Origin of the sequence: Aliigemmobacter aestuarii (assembly GCF_004799285.1) — a bacterium.
GTDB lineage: Bacteria > Pseudomonadota > Alphaproteobacteria > Rhodobacterales > Rhodobacteraceae > Aliigemmobacter > Aliigemmobacter aestuarii.
On record NZ_SSND01000003.1, the window covers coordinates 236,786 to 256,728 of the forward strand.

Below are 19,943 nucleotides of genomic sequence, written 5' to 3' on the forward strand. Positions count from 1 at the left end.
ATGCGGATACTGGTGGTCAATGCAGGGTCGTCCTCGATTAAGGCGATGGTCTTCGACGAAGGGCTTTCCGCGCTTGCCTCGGTCTCGGTGGCCGAGATCGGGGGCAAAGCCACGATCCGCGCGGGGGGCGCGGCGGTGCCCTGTGCCGCGCCCGATCATCACGCGGCGATGGCCGCGATCCTTCAGGCGCTGGCAGGGCAAGGCATCGCGCCCGAAAGCCTGACGGCGGCCGCGCACCGGATCGTGCATGGCGGGGCGGCGCTGGTAGCGCCCGAACGGGTGACGCCCGATCTGATCGCCCGGATCGAGGCCTGCATCCCCATCGCCCCCCTGCACAACCCGGCAAACCTTGCCGGCATCCGCGCTTTGCAGGCGATCGTGCCCGCGCTGCCGCAATACGCCAGTTTCGACACGGCCTTTCACGCGACGATCCCGCCCGTCGCACATCGCTATGCGCTGCCGGCGGCGGAAGAGGCGCGGGGCCTGCGCCGATATGGTTTTCACGGGCTGAGCTATGCAAGCCTGGTCGCCCATCTGCCGATGCTGGCCGAGGCGCCGCTGCCGCGGCGGCTTCTGGCCTTTCATCTGGGCAATGGCGCCTCGGCGACCGCGATCCTCGACGGCCGCTCGGTCGCCTCGACCATGGGGTACTCGCCCCTTGCGGGGCTGGTGATGGGCACCCGAACGGGCGACATCGACGGCAACGCGGTGCTGAAAATGGCCGAAGATCACGGGATCGACGGGGCGGCGCGCATCCTGAACCGGGAAAGCGGGTTGAAGGCGCTCGGCGGTCAGTCCGACATGCGCGCGTTGAAGGCCGCTGGCACAGCCGAAGCGGCCTTCGCCATCGACCATTTCTGCTATTGGGCCGCGCGCCACGGCGCCAGCCTGATGGCCGCAATGGCGGGTCTCGATGCCATCGCCTTCACTGGCGGGATCGGCGAGAACGATGCCGACGCGCGCCGCGCGATCATCGGCCATCTGGCCTTTACCGGTGCGGAACTTGACCCCGAGGCAAACGCCCTTGGCGCGTCCGCGATCCATTCCGCGACATCTTCTGTCGCCGTCTGGATAGTTCCGGCCCAGGAGGAACGGCAGATTGCGCAAGAGGCGCTTGGCCTGATCCGCAAGGGTCCGGGCCGGGCGGAGGGAGACGCATGACCGAACAGCCCCGGCTGAACACCTCGCCGCCCGTGTCGGACGAGGTGCGAAAGACCACCTGCTACATGTGCGCCTGCCGCTGCGGGATCAACGTGCATCTGAAGGATGGGCGCGTCAGCTATATCGAGGGCAACCGCGACCACCCGATCAACAAGGGGGTGCTTTGTGCCAAGGGGGCGTCGGGCATCATGCAGGTCACGGCGCCAAGCCGCCTGCGTGCGCCCCTGCGCCGGGTCGGGCCGCGCGGATCGGGTGCCTTCGAGGAAATCACCTGGGAGGAGGCGCTGCAGACGGCGGTGGACTGGCTCCGGCCGCTGCGCGAGACGGCGCCACAGAAGCTCGCCTTCTTCACCGGGCGCGACCAGAGCCAGAGCCTGACCGCATGGTGGGCGCAGATGTTCGGCACGCCCAACTATGCCGCCCATGGCGGGTTCTGTTCTGTCAACATGGCGGCGGGCGGGATCTATACCATCGGCGGGGCCTTCTGGGAATTCGGCCAGCCCGACTGGGCGCGTACCAAGCTGTTCATCCTGTTCGGCGTGGCCGAGGATCACGATTCGAACCCGATCAAGATCGGGATCGGCAAGCTCAAGGCGCGCGGCGCGCGGGTGGTGGGGGTGAACCCGGTCCGGTCAGGCTACAATGCCGTGGCCGATGACTGGTACGGGATCACGCCGGGAACCGACGGGTTGCTGATCCTGTCGCTGGTTCATTGCCTGATGGAAGCCGGCAGGATCGACCTCGATTACCTTGCGCGCTGGACGAACGCGCCCTGCCTGGTGGGGGCGGACGGCATGCTGATGCGCGACGACGCAGGCAAGCCCATCGTGATCGACCGCGCCACCGGAAAGCCCGCGCCCTGGGACCGGGCCGGGGTCCGCCCCGACCTTGGTGCCGAATGGCAGGGCGCGCGCACCGTCTTTCACCACATGGCGGCGCGGTACCTGTCGCCCGAATTTGCCCCCGAGGGCGTGGCCGACCGCGTCGGCCTGCCCGCCGCGCGCATCCGCGCGCTGGCCGCCGAGATCGGGGCGGCCTTCGACCAGCCGGTCGAGATCGCGCAGGACTGGGTCGATTTCCGCGGCGAGAGGCACAGTGTCATGCGCGGCCGCCCGATCAGCTTTCACGCGATGCGCGGGATATCCGCCCATTCCAACGGCTTCCAGACCGCGCGGGCGCTGCATCTGTTGCAGGCGATCCTCGGCGCGGTCGAAACCCCCGGCGGCTACCGGCTGAAGCCGCCTTACCCGAAGCCCGTCGCAGCCCATCCCAAACCCCATGCCAGGGCCACACCCGGCCAGCCGCTGCCCGGCCCCCACCTGGGCTATGTCCGCGGCCCCGAGGACCTGTGCCTTGACGATCAGGGCAATCCGCTGCGGATCGACAAGGGCTTTACCTGGGAAAACCCGTTCTCGGCGCATGGGTTGATGCAGATGGTCATCCCCAATGCCCATGCGGGCGATCCCTACCGGATCGACACGCTGTTTCTCTACATGGCGAACATGGCGTGGAATTCCTCGATGAACACGCGCGAGGTGATCGGGATGCTGACCGCGACAGGCGCGGACGGCGAATACACCATCCCGCGGATCATCTATTCCGATGCCTATGCGTCCGAGATGGTCGCCTATGCCGATCTGATCCTGCCCGACACGACCTATCTGGAACGCCACGACTGCATCAGCCTGCTGGACCGTCCGATTTCCGAACCCGACGCGGCGGGCGATGCGATCCGCTGGCCGGTGGTGGAACCCGACCGCGACGTGCGCGGCTTCCAGTCGGTGCTGCTGGACCTGGGTGCGCGGCTTGGCCTGCCGGGGATGGTCACCCCCGACGGACGGCCCGCCTATCGCGATTACGCCGATTACATCGTGCGGCATCAGCGGAAACCGGGGATCGGGCCACTTGCGGGCTGGCGTGGGGCGGATGGCAGCGGCGAGGGGCGCGGCGACCCGAACCCGGACCAGCTTGCGCGCTACATCGCGAACGGCGGATTTCACCAGATCCACATCCCGGCCGAGGCCGCCTTCTTCAAACCCTGGAACGCCGCCTATCAGGATTGGGCGGTGGCCACCGGCCTTCTGGACGGCCCCGCCCCCTATCTGATCGAACTCTGGTCCGAACCGATGCGCCGGTTTCAGGCCGCCGCCGAAGGGCAGGGGCCGGTGCAGCCGCCCGACCATCTGCGCGACCGCCTGAGGCAGGCGATGGACCCGCTGCCCCTGTGGTATCCGCCCTACGGCGACGAGGCGGCCGAGAGCTATCCGTTGCACGCGCTGACGCAGCGCCCGATGGCGATGTATCACAGCTGGGGCAGCCAGAACGCCTGGCTGCGCCAGATCCACGGCCGAAATCCGCTTTACGTGCCGACAAGGGTCTGGCGCGAGCAGGGGTTCGAGGACGGGGACTGGGCCCGCGTCAGTTCGCCCAACGGCGAGATCGTGGTTCCGGTCGCGCATATGGCGGCGCTGAACGAGAACACCGTCTGGACCTGGAACGCGATCGGCAAGCGCAAGGGGACCTGGGCACTGGATCCAGAGGCACCAGAGGCGACGAAGGGTTTCCTGCTGAACCACCTGATTTCCGAGCTTCTGCCCGACCGGGGCGACGGCCTGCGGCGCGCCAATGCCGACCCGGTCACCGGGCAGGCGGCCTGGTTCGACCTGCGCGTGCGGATCGAGAAGGCGCCCCCGCCCGCCGAGGCGCAGCCCGCATTCGCCCCCATCCCGGACATCCCGCGCGCCGGCGGCGGCCGGGAGTCGAGTTTTCGCCGAAAACTCGACAAGCTGAATTTTCTGCGAAAATTCGGCGCGGAGGGTGGGGCATGACCTGTCTTCCTGGCAAGGTGGATCGTCAGCTGGGGCTGGTGATCGATCTGGATACCTGCGTGGGCTGCCATGCCTGTGTGACCGCCTGCAAGGGGTGGAACGATCAGGGTTATGGCGTGCCGCTCTCGGATCAGGACCCTTATGGCGCGGACCCGTCGGGCACGTTCCTCAACCGCGTTCACAGCTATCAGGTGGAACCGCCCGGCGAAGTGCCGATGATCGTGAACTTTCCGCGATCCTGCCTGCATTGCGCGGATGCCCCCTGCGTCACCGTCTGCCCTACGGGCGCCAGCTACAAGCGGACCGAGGACGGGATCGTTCTGGTGAACGAGGACGCCTGCATAGGCTGCGGACTTTGTGCCTGGGCCTGCCCCTATGGCGCGCGCGAGCTGGACATGGGCGCGGGCGTGATGAAGAAATGCACGCTGTGTGTCGACCGGATCTATAACGAGAACCTGCCCGAGGAAGACCGCGAACCGGCCTGCGTGCGAACCTGTCCCACGGGGGCGCGGCATTTCGGCGATCTGTCGGACCCCGCAAGCGCCGTCTCGCGGCTGGTCGCCGAACGCGGCGGGATCGACCTGATGCCCGAACAGGGCACCAGACCAGCCAACAAGTACCTGCCTCCGCGCGGCAAGGATCGCGCGCCCGCAAGCCTGCTGGAGCCGCTTCTTGACGTGCAGGCCACCGGGCTGGCCGGTTGGCTTGACCGGATGCTGGGGCGGTTCTGATGCATCCCGCCCCCTCGGTCATCCTGTTCACGGTCCTGTCCGGCGCGGGCTTCGGCCTTCTGGTCGCGCTTGGTCTGGGGCTGGTGCTGCCCTCCGGCTGGGCCGCCTTATGGCTCTGGGGGCTGGGGTATGGCCTTGCGGTTGCGGGGCTGATGGCATCGGCCTTCCACCTTGGACGGCCGGAGCGGGCCTGGCGGGCCTTCACGCAATGGCGGTCAAGCTGGCTCAGCCGCGAGGCCTGGGGGGCGGTCATTGCGCTGCTGGCGCTGGCGCCGGTCGCGCTGTCGGACTGGCTGGGCCTTGGCTGGCCGCGCATGATCGGCTGGATCGGGGCGGGGCTGGCGGTGGCGACGGTGTTTTCGACGGCGATGATCTATGCCCAGTTGCGCGCGGTGCCACGCTGGAACCACTGGATCACACCGGCGACCTTCCTTGCCTTCATGGCCACGGGCGGCGCGATCCTGTCGGGGCAGGGGGCATGGGCCGCGCTTCTGTGCCTAGCTCTGGCGGGACTTCTGGTGATCGGCTGGCGCATCGGCGATACCCGCTTTGCCGCCGCCGGGTCGACGATGGGCACGGCGACGGGCCTCTTGCGCGGGAGGGTCTCGGTCTTCGAGGCGCCGCATACCGGCGACAACTACCTGACGCGCGAGATGATCCATGTGGTGGGCCGCCGCCATGCACGGAAGCTGCGGATGATGGCGGTGGTCTGTGCGGGCGTCGTGCCCGCGCTGCTCATGGTCGTGCTTCCAGGGATCTGGGGGCCGCTTCTGGCCGCGCCCGTCCACCTGATCGGGGCGGCGGCGCAGCGCTGGCTGTTCTTTGCCGAGGCCGAGCATGTGGTGGGTCTTTTCTACGGTCGGCGGTAGGGGGGCAGGGGATGGCCGACTGAACCCGCGCCCTGCCGGGGTTAACAGCGCGCAGCGCCCCCGGCAGCGGCTGGCCGCCCCGACGGCCAGCCGCTCTGGTGCCGTAGGCGCGCGGAGTGAGGGCACGCGGATGTGGCCCGATAAAGTGCGGACCACGGGCCTTGGCGCGGCAGTCCGCGGCCCTCCGCTGCCTCGGCCTGGAAAGGCCACTCGCGCCCCCTTTTCATCCCCCCCCGCGATCGGCTAGACCCGCGCGGTTCCAGCATGAGGGCGACCCGATGGCCACCGGCTTTGGCTTTACACTGAACGCAACCGACGGGGCGGCGCGCACCGGCGTGATCCACACCCCCCGGGGCGAGATCCGCACGCCCGCCTTCATGCCGGTGGGCACGGCCGGGACCGTGAAGGCGATGCTGCCGGAATCGGTGCGCGCGACGGGGGCCGATATCCTGCTGGGGAACACCTATCACCTGATGCTCAGGCCCACGGCCGAACGGGTCGCCGCCCTGGGTGGGCTGCACAAGTTCATGAACTGGGACCGCCCGATCTTGACCGACTCGGGCGGGTTTCAGGTGATGAGCCTTGGCCCCCTTCGCAAGCTGACCGAGGAAGGCGTGCGCTTTTCCTCGCATATCGACGGGTCGAAACACATGCTGACCCCCGAACGCAGCATGGAGATCCAGCGCCTTCTGGGCTCGGACATCGTGATGTGTTTCGATGAATGCCCCGCGCTGCCCGCGACCGAGGCGGAGGTGGCGAAATCCATGCGCCTGTCTATGCGGTGGGCACAGCGGTCGCGCGATGCCTTCGGCGACCGGCCGGGGCACGCGCTGTTCGGGATCATGCAGGGCGGCGTGACGCGCGATCTGCGCGAAGAAAGTGCGGCGGCGCTTAAATCCATCGGCTTTGACGGCTATGCCGTGGGTGGCCTCGCCGTGGGCGAGGGGCAGGAGGCGATGTTTTCCGTTCTCGACTATGCGCCGTGTTTCCTTCCGCAAGACAAGCCGCGTTACCTGATGGGGGTGGGCAAGCCCGATGACATCGTGGGCGCGGTGGAACGCGGCATCGACATGATGGATTGCGTGCTGCCTTCGCGGTCGGGGCGCACGGGGCAGGCCTGGACGCGGCGCGGTTCGGTCAACCTGAAGAACGCCCGTCACAAGGACGACCCGCGCCCGCTGGACGAGGCCTGCACTTGCCCGGCCTGCCGGGGATATTCGCGCGCCTACCTGCACCATGTCGTGCGCGCGGACGAGATCATCGGATCGATGCTGCTGACCTGGCACAACCTGCATTACTATCAAGAGTTGATGCAGGGCCTGCGCGATGCCATCGCGGGCGGTCGGCTGGCCGTTTTCGTGGCCGAATTCCATGCGCAACGGGCCGAGGGCGATATCGAGCCGCTTTGAACATCGCGCTGAAAGATCAATACGCGCTTGGCGTGGCCGATCTGGAGGGGCCGCAAGGCGGTTTTGTCCTGCGCCGGATCGTGCGCCAAAGCCGCTTGCCGGGCAAGACCGGTGCCGCCCCTTGGGGCATCCTTCCCGACACAGTCCTGCGGTTTCGCCAGCGTGCCACGGGCCGCGTGCACAGCAGACCACCGTCCCGTTGGTGGGTCTTTATCGCCAGCTTGGCGGTTCGGTCGTTTCGATAAGCAAGGGCAAGCAACGGTCTGCCTGTCCGGTTTCCTTGGGGGCAGACATCCTGCCCTTACACCACGAGATCGGGCCAGACGTGCTGCTGCCCCCTTGATCGGTCTTGACACATGGTGCCGTCGTTCACACCATCCCCCCCATGATCAGACAAGCCCTTTTGACCGCCGCCCTTTTCGCCCTTCCGCTTGCGGCCACGGCGCAGGAGCCTGCCAACTGCACCCTTTCGCCCGACCATTGGGTGGCCGAGGTGGCCCCGATGCTGGATGGCTTCTGGCAGGTGAACAGCCGTGTCGGCACATTGGAAATGGCGGGGCGGGTGATCCCCCTGCCGCCCGGTCCGGCCAGCACGGCGGGGATCACGCATCAGGCGGACGGGGCACTGACCATTTCGTCCGACATGATCGGCGGCGATTACCCTCTGGACTGGGCCGATCCGGGCCAGCGATGGAACTTTACCCCCGGCCCAGAGGTGCCCGTCAACGCCGCCGATTTCCCGGATGACGAGGATCTGGCGCTGCTGACGGGATGCGAAGATGCCAATACCTTGCCGCGCCTGCGCGCCACCGGCAGCTTCACCGAGACCGAAGGCCGGGTCGAGTTTGACCTGCTCTTGTTCGTCGTCGATGCGAACGCGCTTTACGGGGTGACAATTGGCCGGCTGAATGGCGGGCAGGGCACCGCACGGCGCATTCTGACCTTCACGCGCTAACCCTGCTGTCCGAACGGTCTTGCCCTTTTGTGGCCAGAGGCGCAGCATGCTGGAATGGGAGGGAGTCGGCCGGCCGCCGGACACGTCCCTTGGTTGACACCGCCCCTTCGGCACCCCAGATAAGGTATCCGAACAGGGGAAGGCCGGGGTCGCCACATGACGGGGCCGGTGCCTTCCTGCCGAGACAAGGACACATGATGAACGAACATCTCTCCCCCAGCTACCCGGTGTTGCCGCTGCGCGATATCGTGGTTTTCCCGCACATGATCGTGCCGCTTTTCGTGGGGCGTGAAAAATCGGTGCGGGCGCTGGAAGAAGTCATGGCGGACGACCGCCAGATCCTTCTGTCCAGCCAGATCGACCCTTCGGCGGACGAACCGACCGCCGACGGCATCTACCGCGTCGGCGTGCTGGCCAATGTTCTGCAGCTCTTGAAGCTGCCCGATGGCACCGTGAAGGTGCTGGTCGAGGGCAAGACCCGCGTGAAGATCACCGAGTTCCTGCCGAACGAGTCGCATTTCGAGGCGCGCGCCTCGGCGCTGGAGGAAACGCCCGGCGATCCGGCGGCGGTTGCGGCCCTTGTGCGTGCCGTGGCCGAGGAATTCGAACGCTACGCCAAGATCAAGAAGAACATCCCCGAAGAGGCGCTGGCCGCCGTGTCTGACACGCGCGAACCCGCACGTCTTGCCGATCTGGTTTCGGGCCATCTGGGCATCCAGGTCGGCCAGAAGCAGGAGCTTCTGGAAACGCTCGACGTCGGCGACCGGCTTGAAAAGGTTTATGGCCACATGCAGGGCGAGATGAGCGTCCTGCAGGTGGAAAAGAAGATCAAGTCCCGCGTCAAAAGCCAGATGGAGCGCACGCAGCGCGAGTACTATCTGAACGAGCAGATGAAGGCCATTCAGAAGGAACTCGGCGACGGCGAGGACGGCCAGAACGAGATCAACGAACTGGAAGAGCGGATCGGCAGGACCCAGCTTTCCAAGGAGGCCCGCGAAAAGGCCGAAGCGGAACTGAAAAAGCTGAAGTCGATGAGCCCGATGAGCGCCGAGGCGACCGTCGTGCGCAACTATCTGGACTGGCTTCTGGGCGTGCCCTGGGGTGTCAAGTCGCGCACCAAGAAGGATCTGGGCGCGGCGCAGAAGGTGCTGGACGCCGATCACTTCGGTCTGGAAAAGGTCAAGGAGCGCATCGTCGAATACCTGGCCGTGCAGGCGCGTTCGACCAAGCTGAAGGGCCCGATCCTGTGCCTTGTCGGGCCTCCGGGCGTGGGCAAGACCTCGCTCGGTCGTTCGGTGGCCAAGGCGACGGGGCGAGAGTTCATCCGCATCAGCCTGGGCGGCGTGCGCGATGAATCCGAAATCCGCGGCCACCGGCGCACCTACATCGGGTCGATGCCGGGCAAGATCATCCAGGCCCTGAAAAAGGCCAAGACCACCAATCCGCTGATCCTGCTGGATGAGATCGACAAGATGGGCCAGGACTTCCGGGGCGACCCGGCCTCGGCCATGCTCGAGGTGCTGGACCCGGAACAGAACGCGACCTTCGTCGACCACTACCTTGAGGTGGAATACGACCTGTCGAACGTGATGTTCCTGACCACGGCCAACAGCTACAACATGCCGGGCCCGCTTCTGGACCGGATGGAGATCATCAGCCTTGCGGGCTACACCGAGGATGAAAAGCGCGAGATCGCGCGCCAGCATCTTCTGCCCAAGCAGATCAAGGCGAACGGCCTGAAGAAGGGCGAATTCTCTGTCGCTGACGAGGCGCTGACCCATGTCATCCGCTACTACACGCGCGAGGCAGGGGTGCGGAACCTCGAACGCGAAATCGCGAAGCTCGCGCGGAAGGCCGTGACCGAGATCCTGAAGGGCAAGGCCAAGCGCGTCGAGGTCACGCCCGAGAAGGCCGAGGAGTATCTGGGCGTTCAGCGCTTCCGCTATGGTCTGGCCGAGAAAGAGGATCAGGTGGGCGTCGTGACGGGCCTCGCCTGGACGTCGGTCGGTGGTGACCTGCTGCAGATCGAGGCGCTCAAGCTGCCCGGCAAGGGCCGGATGAAGACGACCGGCAAGCTGGGCGAGGTGATGAAGGAATCGATCGACGCGGCATCCAGCTTCGTGCGGTCGGTCAGCCCGGAACTGGGGGTGAAGCCGCCCAAGTTCGAAACGATCGACATCCACGTGCACGTTCCCGAAGGCGCCACGCCCAAGGACGGGCCGTCCGCAGGGATCGCGATGGTGACATCCATCGTGTCCGTCCTGACCGGCATCCCGGTGCGCAAGGACGTGGCGATGACCGGCGAGGTCACGCTGCGCGGCAATGTGCTGGCGATCGGGGGATTGAAGGAAAAGCTGCTGGCGGCGCTTCGCGGCGGGATCAAGACGGTGCTGATCCCCGAGGAGAACGCCAAGGACCTGCCCGAAATCCCGGCGAACGTGAAGGAAGGCCTGACCATCATCCCGGTCAGCCATGTACGCGAGGTTCTGGGGCACGCGCTGGTGCGCAAGCCCGAACCCGTGGAATGGGACGAGGCCGCCGAGGAAGCCGCCGCCGCCGCCCGCAAGGCGTCCCCCGGCGAAGGAGCGGCCGCCACCGCGCACTGACCGCGCAAGTGGTGCACCGATGACAGGAAAACCCGGCGGAATCGCCGGGTTTTTCACTTCCGGCGAAGGCGTGGGCGCCGAAATTGTTTCCATATTGAAAACACTGCCCTATCATTGGCCGAATAAAGGTAACAAGAACGGGACAGTTCCGATCATGGCCGCGACCAAGGCTTCTTCCTCCGCCTCCGCAAAGACCGTCTCCGCAAAGACCCCCACTACAAAGTCCACCACCGCCAAGACCGCCACCGCCGCAAAGCCCGCAGCAACGCGCGCCGCAAAGCCCGCGGCCGTCCCCAAGCCCGCTGCCGAGGCAACAAGCGCTGCCACCGCCGAATCTGTGGCCTCTGGCGGGATGGCCGATACCGCGGCCACGGCTTCGGAAAAGGCCGGAACGGTGAAAGTCGCGCTGAAACTGCGGCCGCTGGTCGACCGGGTGATCACGGCGACCGGCGCCAAGAAGAAGGGGGTGAAAGAGATTGTCGAGGCAACGCTGGCCGAGATCGGCGCCGCCTTGTCACGAGGAGAGGAACTGAACCTGCCGCCCTTGGGCAAGGCCCGCGTGAACCGGCAAAACGAACGAAATGGCGGCGAGGTTCTGATCGTCAAGCTGAACCGCCCCGGCGTGAAAACGGCAGGTGAAAAACCGGCAAAAGAGGGGCTTGCAGAGGGCGGCGAGGAGGGCTAAACACCCCCGCATCGGGCGATTAGCTCAGCGGTAGAGCGCTTCGTTCACATCGAAGATGTCAGCGGTTCAAATCCGTTATCGCCCACCATCATACGAAACGCCGCGCGGGGCGACCGCGCGGCGTTTTCGCATTCCGGGCGGCTCAGATGGGCTGCAGGTTCAGGCTCAGGTTCGGGCGCAGGCTCAGGCGCAGGCGGCAGAAGGCATGCCGCGATGATCGATCTTGATCAGGTGCACCGTCATGCCCGGCGCGATATGGGCCAGTTCCGCGCGCACCAGGCCCGGCGCGGGCAGGGGGCCGGTCAGGATGCAGACGATCCCGGAAAAGCGAAGCTCGGCCAGTCGCGTCAGCGCCTGCACCGCGTCGAAGCGCGGGCCGATCAGGGGAATCACCACGCGCGTGGGCGCCACGCTTTGCAGCATCGGCTGGTCCAGAAGCGACAGCGTCGTCAGCACGACATTCGGCGTCACCGGCAGGGAGGCCACCAGCGCAAGCGCACCGGGGGCATCCATGATCAGGCAGGTTTCATCCGCTGTCGGCCAAAGCGCGACGGTCGAGGCATCTGGCTGGCGCTGCGCTATGTTCATCGGCATGAAGCCTTGGCAAGGTGGCCCGATCCCGGCCTCGGAGGCATGGAAACCCTGCCTCGGGCGTCATCGGTCCACGGGGTGAAACGAACCTGTCAATCATGGTCGGTATGAGGCGAATGTGGCATATGCAAGGCAAACTGCGCGGGAAAACATGGCAGCGGCCAACTCCCGCCGATGGGCGAAAGGAAGGCGATGACACGCGAAGAACTCGGCAATCTTTTGCGCGGCCTGCCGCTGCCATGCCTCGCGGTCGGGCAGGATGAACGCATCATTGCCGCAAATGCGCATGCCCTGGCCCTTCTGGGCGAGGGAATCGAGGATCGCCATTTCACCATGGCCATGCGCCAGCCCGGAATCGTGGGCGGCATCGAGGCCGCGCTGCGCGAGGGCGAGGCCGGACATGCCCGCCACACCATCCCCGGCGCGTCCTTCGACACGGTCCATCGCGTGACGATCACCCCCGTCAACCTGACGGAAACCGGGCGCGTGGCGCTCTGTGCCTTCGAGGATCAGTCCGAACAGGAACAGATCGGCCAGATGCGGCGCGACTTCGTGGCCAATGTCAGCCACGAACTGCGCACGCCCCTGACCGCGCTGATCGGCTTCATCGAAACCCTGCGCGGTCCGGCAAGGGACGACCCCGGCGCGCGGGAACGCTTCCTTGGCACGATGGAACGCGAGGCCAACCGGATGAACCGGCTGGTGAGCGACCTGTTGTCGCTGAGTCGGGTCGAATCGCAGGAACGCCAGCGCCCGACGACACGGGTAGACCTGCGCCAGATCGCGGCCTCGGCCACGCAGCGGCTGGCGCCGATGGCCGAGGCGTTGGGGGTGGAGATCCGGCTTGAGGGCGATGCGGCCCCCCCGCCGGTCCTGGGGGATGGTGAACAGCTTTTGCAGGTGCTGACGAACCTGGTCGAGAACGCTGTCAAGTACGGCCTGCCGGGCAAGGAGGTATCAGTCCGCCTGCGCATGGTCGACAAGGACCCCACGCTTTTGCGCCCGGCGATCGTGGTGGATGTGGTGGATCAGGGCGAAGGGATCGATCCGATCCACATTCCGCGCCTGACCGAACGGTTCTACCGCGTCGATACGCACCGCTCGCGCGAGAAGGGGGGCACGGGGCTCGGTCTTGCGATCGTCAAGCATATCCTGCACCGGCACCGCGGGCGGCTCGACATCGCCAGCACGCGCGGACAGGGCAGCCGGTTTTCCATCATCCTGCCGGTCGACTGACGCGCCCTGACCGGACCTGCGTCGCCCGGACCTGCGTTCGGGCGGGTTTCATCAAACTGTTACATCGCTGTCGCATAGATGTTGCGCAGGTTGCATAAGGGATGGTGCCAGGGCGCGCGCGGCAGATCCGTGGCGGCCCTCCGGCGGCGGCACGGACCTTCGGCAGGAGATCGGGCGATGAATGACATGAATCTGACGGAGAGAGCCGTGCAGGCAGCAGAAGCCAAGATGATCGCGCGCGGGGTGAACGTCCATTACGGCGACACGCACGCGCTGAAGGATGTGAACGTCGACCTTCTGGACCGGACCGTGACCGCCTTCATTGGCCCGTCGGGCTGCGGCAAGTCCACCTTCCTGCGCTGCCTGAACCGGATGAATGATACCGTCGCCTCGGCCCGCGTCACGGGCGAGATCCGGCTGGATGGCGAAGACATCTATGACCGCCGCGTCGATCCGGTGCAGTTGCGCGCCAAGGTCGGCATGGTGTTCCAGAAGCCGAACCCCTTTCCCAAGTCGATCTATGACAACGTGGCCTATGGCCCGCGCATCCACGGCCTGACCCGCAACAAGGCGGAACTGGACGCGGTGGTGGAATCCTCCCTTCGCCGCGCCGCGCTCTGGGACGAGGTGAAGGATCGCCTCTTGTCGCCCGGCACCGGCCTTTCCGGCGGCCAGCAGCAGCGCCTTTGCATCGCCCGCGCCGTCGCAACCGCGCCCGAGGTCCTGCTGATGGACGAACCCTGTTCCGCGCTCGACCCGATCGCAACCGCCCAGGTCGAGGAACTGATCGACGAATTGCGCAGCCAGTTTTCGGTGGTGATCGTCACCCATTCGATGCAGCAGGCCGCCCGCGTCAGCCAGCGCACCGCCTTCTTCCACCTCGGTCATCTGGTGGAATTCGGCGATACCAGCCAGATCTTCACCAACCCGCGCGACCCGCGCACGGAAAGCTACATCACCGGCCGGATCGGCTGAGGGGGGCAACGATGCACAGCGAACGTCACATCCTTTCCGCCTTCGACCGCGACCTTGAATCGGTCCAGGCGATGATCCTGAAGATGAGCGGACTGGTCGAGGATGCGATCCTCGACGCCGCGCGCGCGCTCGATACGCGTGACGACGAACTGGCCGAAAAGGTGCGCCGGGGCGACAAGGCCATCGACGCGCTGGAAGAACAGGTCAACCACGAATGCGCGCGCCTCATCGCGCTGCGTTCGCCCACGGCGGGCGACCTTCGGGTGGTGCTGTCGGTGATGAAGATCGCGGGCATCCTCGAGCGCTGCGGGGATTATGCCAAGAACATGGCGAAGCGGTCGATGATCGTCTCGCAGGCCAATCCGGTGGCGGGCGCCTCGGGCGCGATCCGGCGGATGGCGCGGGCGGTGCAGGTGATGCTGCACGATGCGCTGGATGCCTTCGTCGCCCGCGACGTGGAACGCGCGGCCGAGATCCGGGTGCGCGACGCGGATGTGGACCAGATGTACAACGCGCTTTTCCGCGAATTCCTGACCCACATGATGGAAGACCCGCGCAACATCACCGCCTGCATGCATCTGCATTTCATCGCCAAGAACATCGAACGGATGGGCGATCACGCCACGGGCGTGGCCGAACAGGTGATCTACCTCGTGACCGGCGACATGCCGGAAGAGGCGCGTCCCAAGGGCGACGTGACCTCGCTCGCGCCGGGCATGGCGGAGTGAACCGATGAGCCGCAGCGATCAGCCGAGCGTCCTTCTGGTCGAGGACGAACCCGCACAGCGCGAGGTTCTGGCTTATAACCTCGAGGCCGAGGGCTTCCGCGTCCTGCAGGCGGCCGATGGCGAAGAGGCGATGGAGATCGTCGCCGACACGCCCCCCGACGTGATCGTTCTGGACTGGATGATGCCCAATGTCTCGGGGATCGAGGTCTGCCGACGGCTGAAAAGCCGCCCCGAAACCCGCATGATCCCGGTGATCATGCTGTCGGCGCGGTCCGAAGAGATCGACCGCATCCGCGGCCTTGAAACCGGCGCCGACGATTACGTCGTCAAACCCTATGCGGTGGCCGAACTCATGGCGCGGGTCCGCGCCAACCTGCGGCGGTCGCGCCCGGCGACGGTGGGCGTGGTGCTGGAATGGGGCGACATCCGGCTTGATCCCGAAACCCACCGGGTCTTTCGCGGCGACAAGGTCCTGAAACTGGGGCCGACCGAATTCCGGCTCCTGGCCACCTTCATGGAACGCCCCGGCCGCGTCTATTCGCGCGAGGCGCTGCTCGACCGGGTCTGGGGGCGCGACATCTATGTGGAAACCCGCACCGTCGATGTCCATATCGGCCGGCTGCGCAAGGCCCTGACCCAGCACGGCGGCGAGGACCCGCTGCGCACGGTGCGCGGCGCCGGTTACGCCCTGGGATAGGGAAGGCAAGGGGGCTGTCTGCCCCCCTCTTTGGCTGCGCCAAATTCACCCCCCGAGGGTATTTTCGCCAGGTTGAAAGACAATTTGAATCAAAGTTGTTTCACTTTGGTTCAAATATCCCGGGGGGGGGAGCCGCCGCAGGTGGCGAGGGGGCAGCGCCCCCTTGCGCCTTCAGAGCCGGGCGATGCGTTCGGTCAGAAGTGCAAAGAAGCCGTCCGCATCCACAGTCCCCATGAACAGCGCATTGGCCGGGCGGTCGGTCACGCCCCACCAGTCCGCGACCGTCATGCCCATCGTCAGTTCCGACGTGGTCTCGATCTCGACGTTGATGTGGCGGCCCTGGAACAGCTCGGGCCGGATCAGGTAGGCGATCACGCAGGGGTCATGAAGCGGCGCGCCCTCGCTGCCGTATTTCGCCATGTCGAACCGTTCGAAGAAATCGGTCCATTCCGCCACCATCCGCCCCGGTTCGGTGGCAAGCGCGCGGAACGCCTCCACGCGCTTGCGGTTGGTCAGCGCCTTGTGCGTGACGTCGAGCGGCATCACCACCAGCGGCACGCCCGACCGGAACACGATATCGGCGGCCTGGGGGTCGACATAGATGTTGAATTCGGCAGCGGGCGTGATGTTGCCCACCTCGAAATAGGCCCCGCCCATCAGCACGATCTGCTGCACGCGCCCCACGATGTCGGGGGCGCGCAGAAAGGCGGTGGCGATGTTCGTCAGCGGCCCCAGAGGGCAGAGCGTGACCGTATGCGCCGGTTCCCGCCGCAGCGTGTCGATGATGAAGTCGACGGCGTGCGCATCCTCCAGCGGCATCACCGGATCGGCCATCTGCGGCCCGTCGAGCCCGGTCTTGCCATGCACATGTTCCGCCGTGACCAAGGGCCGTTCCAGTGGCCGGTCGCATCCTGCAAAGACCCGCGTCCGGGGCCGGCCGGCCAGTTCGCAGACGATCCGCGCGTTCTTCTGGGTCAGGGCCAGCGGCACGTTGCCCGCCACGGCGGTGATCCCCAGAACCTCGATCTCTTCGGGGCTGGCCAGCGCCAGCAGGATCGCCACGGCATCGTCCTGCCCGGGGTCGGTGTCGATGATGATCTTGCGGGGATGTGTCATGGGGGGGCTCCTTCCTTGGCGCCGCAGAGAACCGCAGCGGGCGGGAATTGTAAATCGGCAATGCGAAAAGGGGGCCGATGGCCCCCTTTTCCCGGTTGTTCGGCTGCTTCGATCAGCCGTCGAAGTTGATCTCTTCCATGATTTTCAGGGCCTCGCCGCGATGGCCGGCCACATCCGTCAGGCTGACCGTGTCGGGCGTGAATTCGCCCCAGCCGGCGACCAGCGCCGACCGTTCGACGCCCGGCTTCACCGGGTATTCGTTGTTGGTTTCGGCATAGATCTTCTGGGCGGCATCCGACGACAGCCATTCCATCAGCTTCAGCGCGGCGTCCTTGTTCGGGGCGGATTTCGTCATCGCCACACCCGAGATGTTCAGGTGTGTGCCGCCGCCCTCGAAGGTCGGGAACACGATCCGCACGGACTCGGCCCATTCCTTCTGTTCCTCCGAGGCCAGCATCGCGCCCATGTAATAGGTGTTGCCGATCGCGATGTCGCATTCCCCGGCCCAGATCGCCTTGACCTGGTCGCGGTCGCCGCCGTCGGGCTTGCGGGCAAGGTTCGCCTTCAGTCCCTCGGCCCAGGCTTTCGCCCCTTCGGCACCCTTGTGGGCAATGACCGCAGACAGAAGGGCGACGTTGTAGTCGTTCGTTCCCGACCGCGAACAGATGCGGCCCTTCCACTTGTCGGACACGAGGTCTTCGTAGGTGGTCACTTCGCCATCGGCGACGCGGTCCTTGTGCGCATAGATGATGCGGGCGCGCGAGGTCAGGCCGAACCAATGGTCGTTCGCATCCCGCAGGTCGGCGGGGATGTTGGCCTCAAGCACGTCCGACTGCACGGACTGGGTCACGCCCGCCTCGACGATCTGGGTCAGGCGCGCGATGTCGACGGTCAGCACCAGATCGGCCGGCGACCGGTCGCCTTCCGCCACCAGACGTTCGGCCATGCCCTTATCGACGAAGGCCACGTTCGTGGTGATGCCGGTTTCGGCGGTGAACGCATCCAGCAGCGGCTGGATCAGTTCGGGTTGGCGGTGGGAATAGATGTTCACCTCTTCCGCGACGGCGGGCAGGGCGACGGACGTCAGGGCAAGAGCCAGAAGGGCGCGATTCATTGTTGACCTCGTTAGTCAGATATTATGCGGCCCTTAAACATGACTCTTTTGGTCGGGTCAATACCTGACAGAGTTTATCGGAAAATATTTCACCGCCGCTCCGCCTCGCTGTCCTTCTCCTCGCGCTTGGCCCGGTTCCAGAGCGCGTCCATCTCGGCCAGATCGGAATCGGCGGGGCTGCGGCCTTGCTCTTCCAGCCAGTCCTCGATCCGCCCGAAGCGCCGGGTGAATTTGGCATTGGCCGCGCGCAGGGCGGCCTCGGGGTCGATCTTCAGGTGGCGGGCGAGATTCGCGATGACGAACAGCAGGTCGCCGAATTCCTCGGTGATCTCGGCCTCGGTCAGGCGGTTGCGCGCCTCGGCCAGTTCGCGCGCCTCCTCGACGATCTTGTCCACGACCTCGTCGGTTGACGGCCAGTCGAACCCGACGCGGGCAGCTCGGTTCTGCAACTTCACAGCGCGTGTCAGGGCGGGCAGGCCAAGGGCCACGCCGTCCAGCACCCGCGCGGGACCTGCGGCCCCGCGTTCGGCGGCCTTGATCCGTTCCCAGTCTGCAGTCTGCTGTTCGGCGGTCTTGTCGCGGCTTTCCTGACCGAAGACATGCGGATGGCGGGCGACCATCTTGTCGGAAATTGCCCGCGTCACGCTGTCGAAGGTGAAAAGCCCCGCCTCTGTCCCCATCTGGGCGTGATAGACCGACTGGAACAGCAGATCGCCCAGTTCCCGTTCCAGATCGCGCCAGTCCTGCCGTTCGATCGCATCGGCAACCTCATGCGCCTCTTCGATCGTGTAGGGCGCGATGGAGGCGAAATCCTGTTCCAGGTCCCAGGGGCAGCCCGTTTGCGGATCGCGCAGCCGCGCCATGATTTCCAGAAGCCGCTCGATCCCGCCTTCGGGGTTGGCGATCAGCGCGTCGCTTTCGCCGCGGGGCAGGGGGCGGCGCAGGGGGCGGCGCAAGGGCTGGGGCTCAGGCTGGGGTTGCGGCTGGGTGCGGGGCGATGTGTCGGGCATTGCGGCGCCTTCGGTTTTCGGGTTCTCTGTCGGCTTAACGCCGAAGCCCCCGAGGAGTCCACCATGCCCGTCCTGAACCGCATCGCCGATTACGCCGAAGAGATGAAGACCTGGCGGCGGCATCTGCACATGCATCCGGAACTGGCCTTCGATTGCCACGAGACCGCGGCCTTCATCGCCGCGCGCCTGCGTGAGATCGGGGTGGACGAAATCCACGAAGGCATCGCGAAGACCGGGATTGTCGCGATCATCAACGGGCAGGGGGATGGCCCCACGATCGGCCTGCGCGCCGACATGGACGCCCTGCCGATCACCGAGGCGACGGGGGCTGACCATGCCTCGACCGTGCCGGGCAAGATGCATGCTTGCGGCCATGACGGGCATGTCACGATGCTTCTGGGCGCGGCGAAGTATCTGGCCGAGACGCGCCGCTTTTCGGGGCGTGTCGCGCTTCTGTTCCAGCCGGCCGAGGAAGACGGCGGCGGCGGGCAGGTGATGGTGCAGGAAGGCGTGATGGACCGCTTCGGCATCGCCGAGGTCTATGGCATCCACAATGCGCCCAACGTCCCCTTCGGCCAGTTCCAGACCACCGACGGGGCGCTGATGGCCTCGGTCGACACCGCCACGGTGAAGGTGACGGGCAAGGGTGGCCACGGCGCCAATCCGCATGAATGCGTCGATCCGGTGGTGGCGATCGTGGCCATGGTGCAGGGGGTGCAGACCATCCTGAGCCGCAATCTTTATGCGCTGGACGAGGCGGTTGTTTCGGTCACGATGATCCATACCGGCACAGCCTCGAACATCATCCCCGAGGATGGCATGTTCTGCGCCACGATCCGCTGCTTCAGGCCCGAGGTGCGCGAGATGCTGCGCCGCCGGTTCCACGAAATCGTCGAAGGCACCGCCGCGGCCTTCGGCGTGCGGGCCGAGATCGACTATGACTGGGGCTATCCCGCGACGATCAACACGCCCGAGAAGGCGGATTTCGCCGCGCGTGTCGCGGCCGAGGTGGTGGGCGAGGCCGCCGTCGATGCCCGGTCCCCGCGCGAGATGGGGTCGGAGGATTTCAGCTACATGCTGGAGGCGCGTCCCGGCGCCTATCTGTTCATGGGGACCGGGCCGGGGGCGGGCTTGCACCATCCGGCCTATGACTTCAACGACGAGGCCGCGCCGGTCGGCGCGTCGTTCTTCGCGCGGCTTGTGGAACGCGCGCAGCCCCTGGCGGGCTGACC

18 protein-coding genes and 1 tRNA gene are annotated in these 19,943 nt (G+C 66.3%); 15 read left to right on the forward strand and 4 right to left on the reverse strand.

Going from position 1 to position 19,943, the window contains the following annotated elements:
• The 10 genes from E7811_RS12370 to E7811_RS12420 all read left to right on the forward strand — a co-directional run bounded on the left by E7811_RS12370 (position 1) and on the right by E7811_RS12420 (position 11,332).
• Positions 1–1,161 carry an acetate/propionate family kinase gene (locus tag E7811_RS12370; protein WP_136394964.1) on the forward strand — a complete coding sequence of 387 codons (1,161 nt, stop codon included), beginning with the start codon at positions 1–3 and terminating at the stop codon, positions 1,159–1,161.
• On the forward strand, positions 1,158–3,989 hold the full coding sequence (locus tag E7811_RS12375; RefSeq protein ID WP_136394965.1) for a molybdopterin oxidoreductase family protein: 2,832 nt from the start codon (positions 1,158–1,160) through the stop codon (positions 3,987–3,989). The genes E7811_RS12370 and E7811_RS12375 overlap by 4 nt, the downstream gene beginning before the upstream one ends.
• Positions 3,986–4,720, forward strand: a complete 735-nt coding sequence (locus tag E7811_RS12380) for a 4Fe-4S dicluster domain-containing protein (protein ID WP_136394966.1) — start codon at positions 3,986–3,988, stop codon at positions 4,718–4,720. The genes E7811_RS12375 and E7811_RS12380 overlap by 4 nt, the downstream gene beginning before the upstream one ends.
• Positions 4,720–5,589 carry a dimethyl sulfoxide reductase anchor subunit family protein gene (locus E7811_RS12385; RefSeq protein ID WP_136394967.1) on the forward strand — a complete coding sequence of 290 codons (870 nt, stop codon included), beginning with the start codon at positions 4,720–4,722 and terminating at the stop codon, positions 5,587–5,589. Before E7811_RS12380 ends, E7811_RS12385 begins: the two co-directional genes overlap by 1 nt.
• 278 nt (positions 5,590–5,867) lie before the next feature.
• The gene (gene tgt, locus E7811_RS12390; protein WP_136394968.1) at positions 5,868–6,998 is read left to right on the forward strand and encodes a tRNA guanosine(34) transglycosylase Tgt; all 1,131 of its coding nucleotides are present in this window, start codon (positions 5,868–5,870) and stop codon (positions 6,996–6,998) included.
• Positions 6,995–7,243 carry a hypothetical protein gene (locus E7811_RS12395; protein WP_136394969.1) on the forward strand — a complete coding sequence of 83 codons (249 nt, stop codon included), beginning with the start codon at positions 6,995–6,997 and terminating at the stop codon, positions 7,241–7,243. The genes tgt and E7811_RS12395 overlap by 4 nt, the downstream gene beginning before the upstream one ends.
• Positions 7,244–7,383: 140 nt before the next feature.
• Complete coding sequence (locus E7811_RS12400) at positions 7,384–7,953, forward strand: hypothetical protein (RefSeq protein WP_136394970.1); 570 nt, start codon at positions 7,384–7,386, stop codon at positions 7,951–7,953.
• A 197-nt stretch (positions 7,954–8,150) separates the two neighbouring features.
• Positions 8,151–10,559, forward strand: a complete 2,409-nt coding sequence (lon, locus tag E7811_RS12405; RefSeq protein WP_136394971.1) for an endopeptidase La — start codon at positions 8,151–8,153, stop codon at positions 10,557–10,559.
• A gap of 19 nt (positions 10,560–10,578) precedes the next feature.
• Positions 10,579–11,244 carry an HU family DNA-binding protein gene (locus tag E7811_RS18235; RefSeq protein WP_246020418.1) on the forward strand — a complete coding sequence of 222 codons (666 nt, stop codon included), beginning with the start codon at positions 10,579–10,581 and terminating at the stop codon, positions 11,242–11,244.
• Positions 11,245–11,257: 13 nt separating this feature from the next.
• A tRNA-Val gene (locus E7811_RS12420) sits at positions 11,258–11,332 on the forward strand.
• Between the two features lie 95 nt (positions 11,333–11,427).
• On the opposite strand, the gene E7811_RS12425 is transcribed toward E7811_RS12420, so the two are convergent.
• Positions 11,428–11,832 carry a hypothetical protein gene (locus E7811_RS12425; RefSeq protein ID WP_136394972.1) on the reverse strand — a complete coding sequence of 135 codons (405 nt, stop codon included), beginning with the start codon at positions 11,830–11,832 and terminating at the stop codon, positions 11,428–11,430.
• 195 nt (positions 11,833–12,027) lie between these two features.
• Here E7811_RS12425 and E7811_RS12430 point away from each other — a divergent pair, with 195 nt between their 5' ends.
• From E7811_RS12430 to phoB, 4 genes are all read left to right on the forward strand, one after another.
• Positions 12,028–13,071 (forward strand): sensor histidine kinase, encoded by a 1,044-nt coding sequence (locus tag E7811_RS12430; RefSeq protein ID WP_136394973.1) that lies wholly within the window; start codon positions 12,028–12,030, stop codon positions 13,069–13,071.
• Between the two features lie 177 nt (positions 13,072–13,248).
• The gene (gene pstB / locus E7811_RS12435; protein ID WP_136394974.1) at positions 13,249–14,046 is read left to right on the forward strand and encodes a phosphate ABC transporter ATP-binding protein PstB; all 798 of its coding nucleotides are present in this window, start codon (positions 13,249–13,251) and stop codon (positions 14,044–14,046) included.
• Between the two features lie 11 nt (positions 14,047–14,057).
• Positions 14,058–14,774: a phosphate signaling complex protein PhoU gene (gene phoU, locus E7811_RS12440; RefSeq protein ID WP_136394975.1), complete on the forward strand. Its 717-nt coding sequence runs from the start codon at positions 14,058–14,060 to the stop codon at positions 14,772–14,774.
• 4 nt (positions 14,775–14,778) lie between these two features.
• Positions 14,779–15,471, forward strand: coding sequence for a phosphate regulon transcriptional regulator PhoB (gene phoB / locus E7811_RS12445; protein ID WP_136394976.1), 693 nt, complete (start codon positions 14,779–14,781; stop codon positions 15,469–15,471).
• Between the two features lie 171 nt (positions 15,472–15,642).
• Here phoB and E7811_RS12450 read toward each other — a convergent pair whose 3' ends face one another.
• The 3 genes from E7811_RS12450 to mazG form a co-directional block, all read right to left on the reverse strand.
• A complete protein-coding gene (locus E7811_RS12450; RefSeq protein ID WP_136394977.1) occupies positions 15,643–16,587 on the reverse strand; it encodes a nucleoside hydrolase in 945 nt (314 codons plus the stop codon).
• Between the two features lie 112 nt (positions 16,588–16,699).
• The gene (locus tag E7811_RS12455; protein ID WP_136394978.1) at positions 16,700–17,701 is read right to left on the reverse strand and encodes a Fe(3+) ABC transporter substrate-binding protein; all 1,002 of its coding nucleotides are present in this window, start codon (positions 17,699–17,701) and stop codon (positions 16,700–16,702) included.
• Positions 17,702–17,790: 89 nt separating this feature from the next.
• Positions 17,791–18,633, reverse strand: a complete 843-nt coding sequence (gene mazG, locus E7811_RS12460) for a nucleoside triphosphate pyrophosphohydrolase (protein ID WP_394345622.1) — start codon at positions 18,631–18,633, stop codon at positions 17,791–17,793.
• Positions 18,634–18,774: 141 nt separating this feature from the next.
• On the opposite strand from mazG, the gene E7811_RS12465 reads away from it, so the two are divergent.
• Complete coding sequence (locus E7811_RS12465) at positions 18,775–19,941, forward strand: M20 aminoacylase family protein (RefSeq protein ID WP_136394980.1); 1,167 nt, start codon at positions 18,775–18,777, stop codon at positions 19,939–19,941.
• Positions 19,942–19,943: the final 2 nt, after the last annotated feature.

What these genes read in the sequence shown, in the direction of transcription:
- phoB (WP_136394976.1), top strand. Translation starts at nt 14,779, where the DNA reads ATGAGCCGCAGCGATCAGCCGAGCGTCCTTCTGGTCGAGGACGAACCC.
- E7811_RS12370 (WP_136394964.1), top strand. Translation starts at nt 1, where the DNA reads ATGCGGATACTGGTGGTCAATGCAGGGTCGTCCTCGATTAAGGCGATG.
- E7811_RS12430 (WP_136394973.1), top strand. Translation starts at nt 12,028, where the DNA reads ATGACACGCGAAGAACTCGGCAATCTTTTGCGCGGCCTGCCGCTGCCA.
- phoU (WP_136394975.1), top strand. Translation starts at nt 14,058, where the DNA reads ATGCACAGCGAACGTCACATCCTTTCCGCCTTCGACCGCGACCTTGAA.
- E7811_RS12400 (WP_136394970.1), top strand. Translation starts at nt 7,384, where the DNA reads ATGATCAGACAAGCCCTTTTGACCGCCGCCCTTTTCGCCCTTCCGCTT.
- E7811_RS12465 (WP_136394980.1), top strand. Translation starts at nt 18,775, where the DNA reads ATGCCCGTCCTGAACCGCATCGCCGATTACGCCGAAGAGATGAAGACC.
- E7811_RS18235 (WP_246020418.1), top strand. Translation starts at nt 10,579, where the DNA reads ATGACAGGAAAACCCGGCGGAATCGCCGGGTTTTTCACTTCCGGCGAA.
- E7811_RS12385 (WP_136394967.1), top strand. Translation starts at nt 4,720, where the DNA reads ATGCATCCCGCCCCCTCGGTCATCCTGTTCACGGTCCTGTCCGGCGCG.
- E7811_RS12380 (WP_136394966.1), top strand. Translation starts at nt 3,986, where the DNA reads ATGACCTGTCTTCCTGGCAAGGTGGATCGTCAGCTGGGGCTGGTGATC.
- E7811_RS12425 (WP_136394972.1), bottom strand. Translation starts at nt 11,832, where the DNA reads ATGAACATAGCGCAGCGCCAGCCAGATGCCTCGACCGTCGCGCTTTGG.
- pstB (WP_136394974.1), top strand. Translation starts at nt 13,249, where the DNA reads ATGAATGACATGAATCTGACGGAGAGAGCCGTGCAGGCAGCAGAAGCC.
- E7811_RS12455 (WP_136394978.1), bottom strand. Translation starts at nt 17,701, where the DNA reads ATGAATCGCGCCCTTCTGGCTCTTGCCCTGACGTCCGTCGCCCTGCCC.
- lon (WP_136394971.1), top strand. Translation starts at nt 8,151, where the DNA reads ATGAACGAACATCTCTCCCCCAGCTACCCGGTGTTGCCGCTGCGCGAT.
- E7811_RS12375 (WP_136394965.1), top strand. Translation starts at nt 1,158, where the DNA reads ATGACCGAACAGCCCCGGCTGAACACCTCGCCGCCCGTGTCGGACGAG.
- E7811_RS12450 (WP_136394977.1), bottom strand. Translation starts at nt 16,587, where the DNA reads ATGACACATCCCCGCAAGATCATCATCGACACCGACCCCGGGCAGGAC.
- tgt (WP_136394968.1), top strand. Translation starts at nt 5,868, where the DNA reads ATGGCCACCGGCTTTGGCTTTACACTGAACGCAACCGACGGGGCGGCG.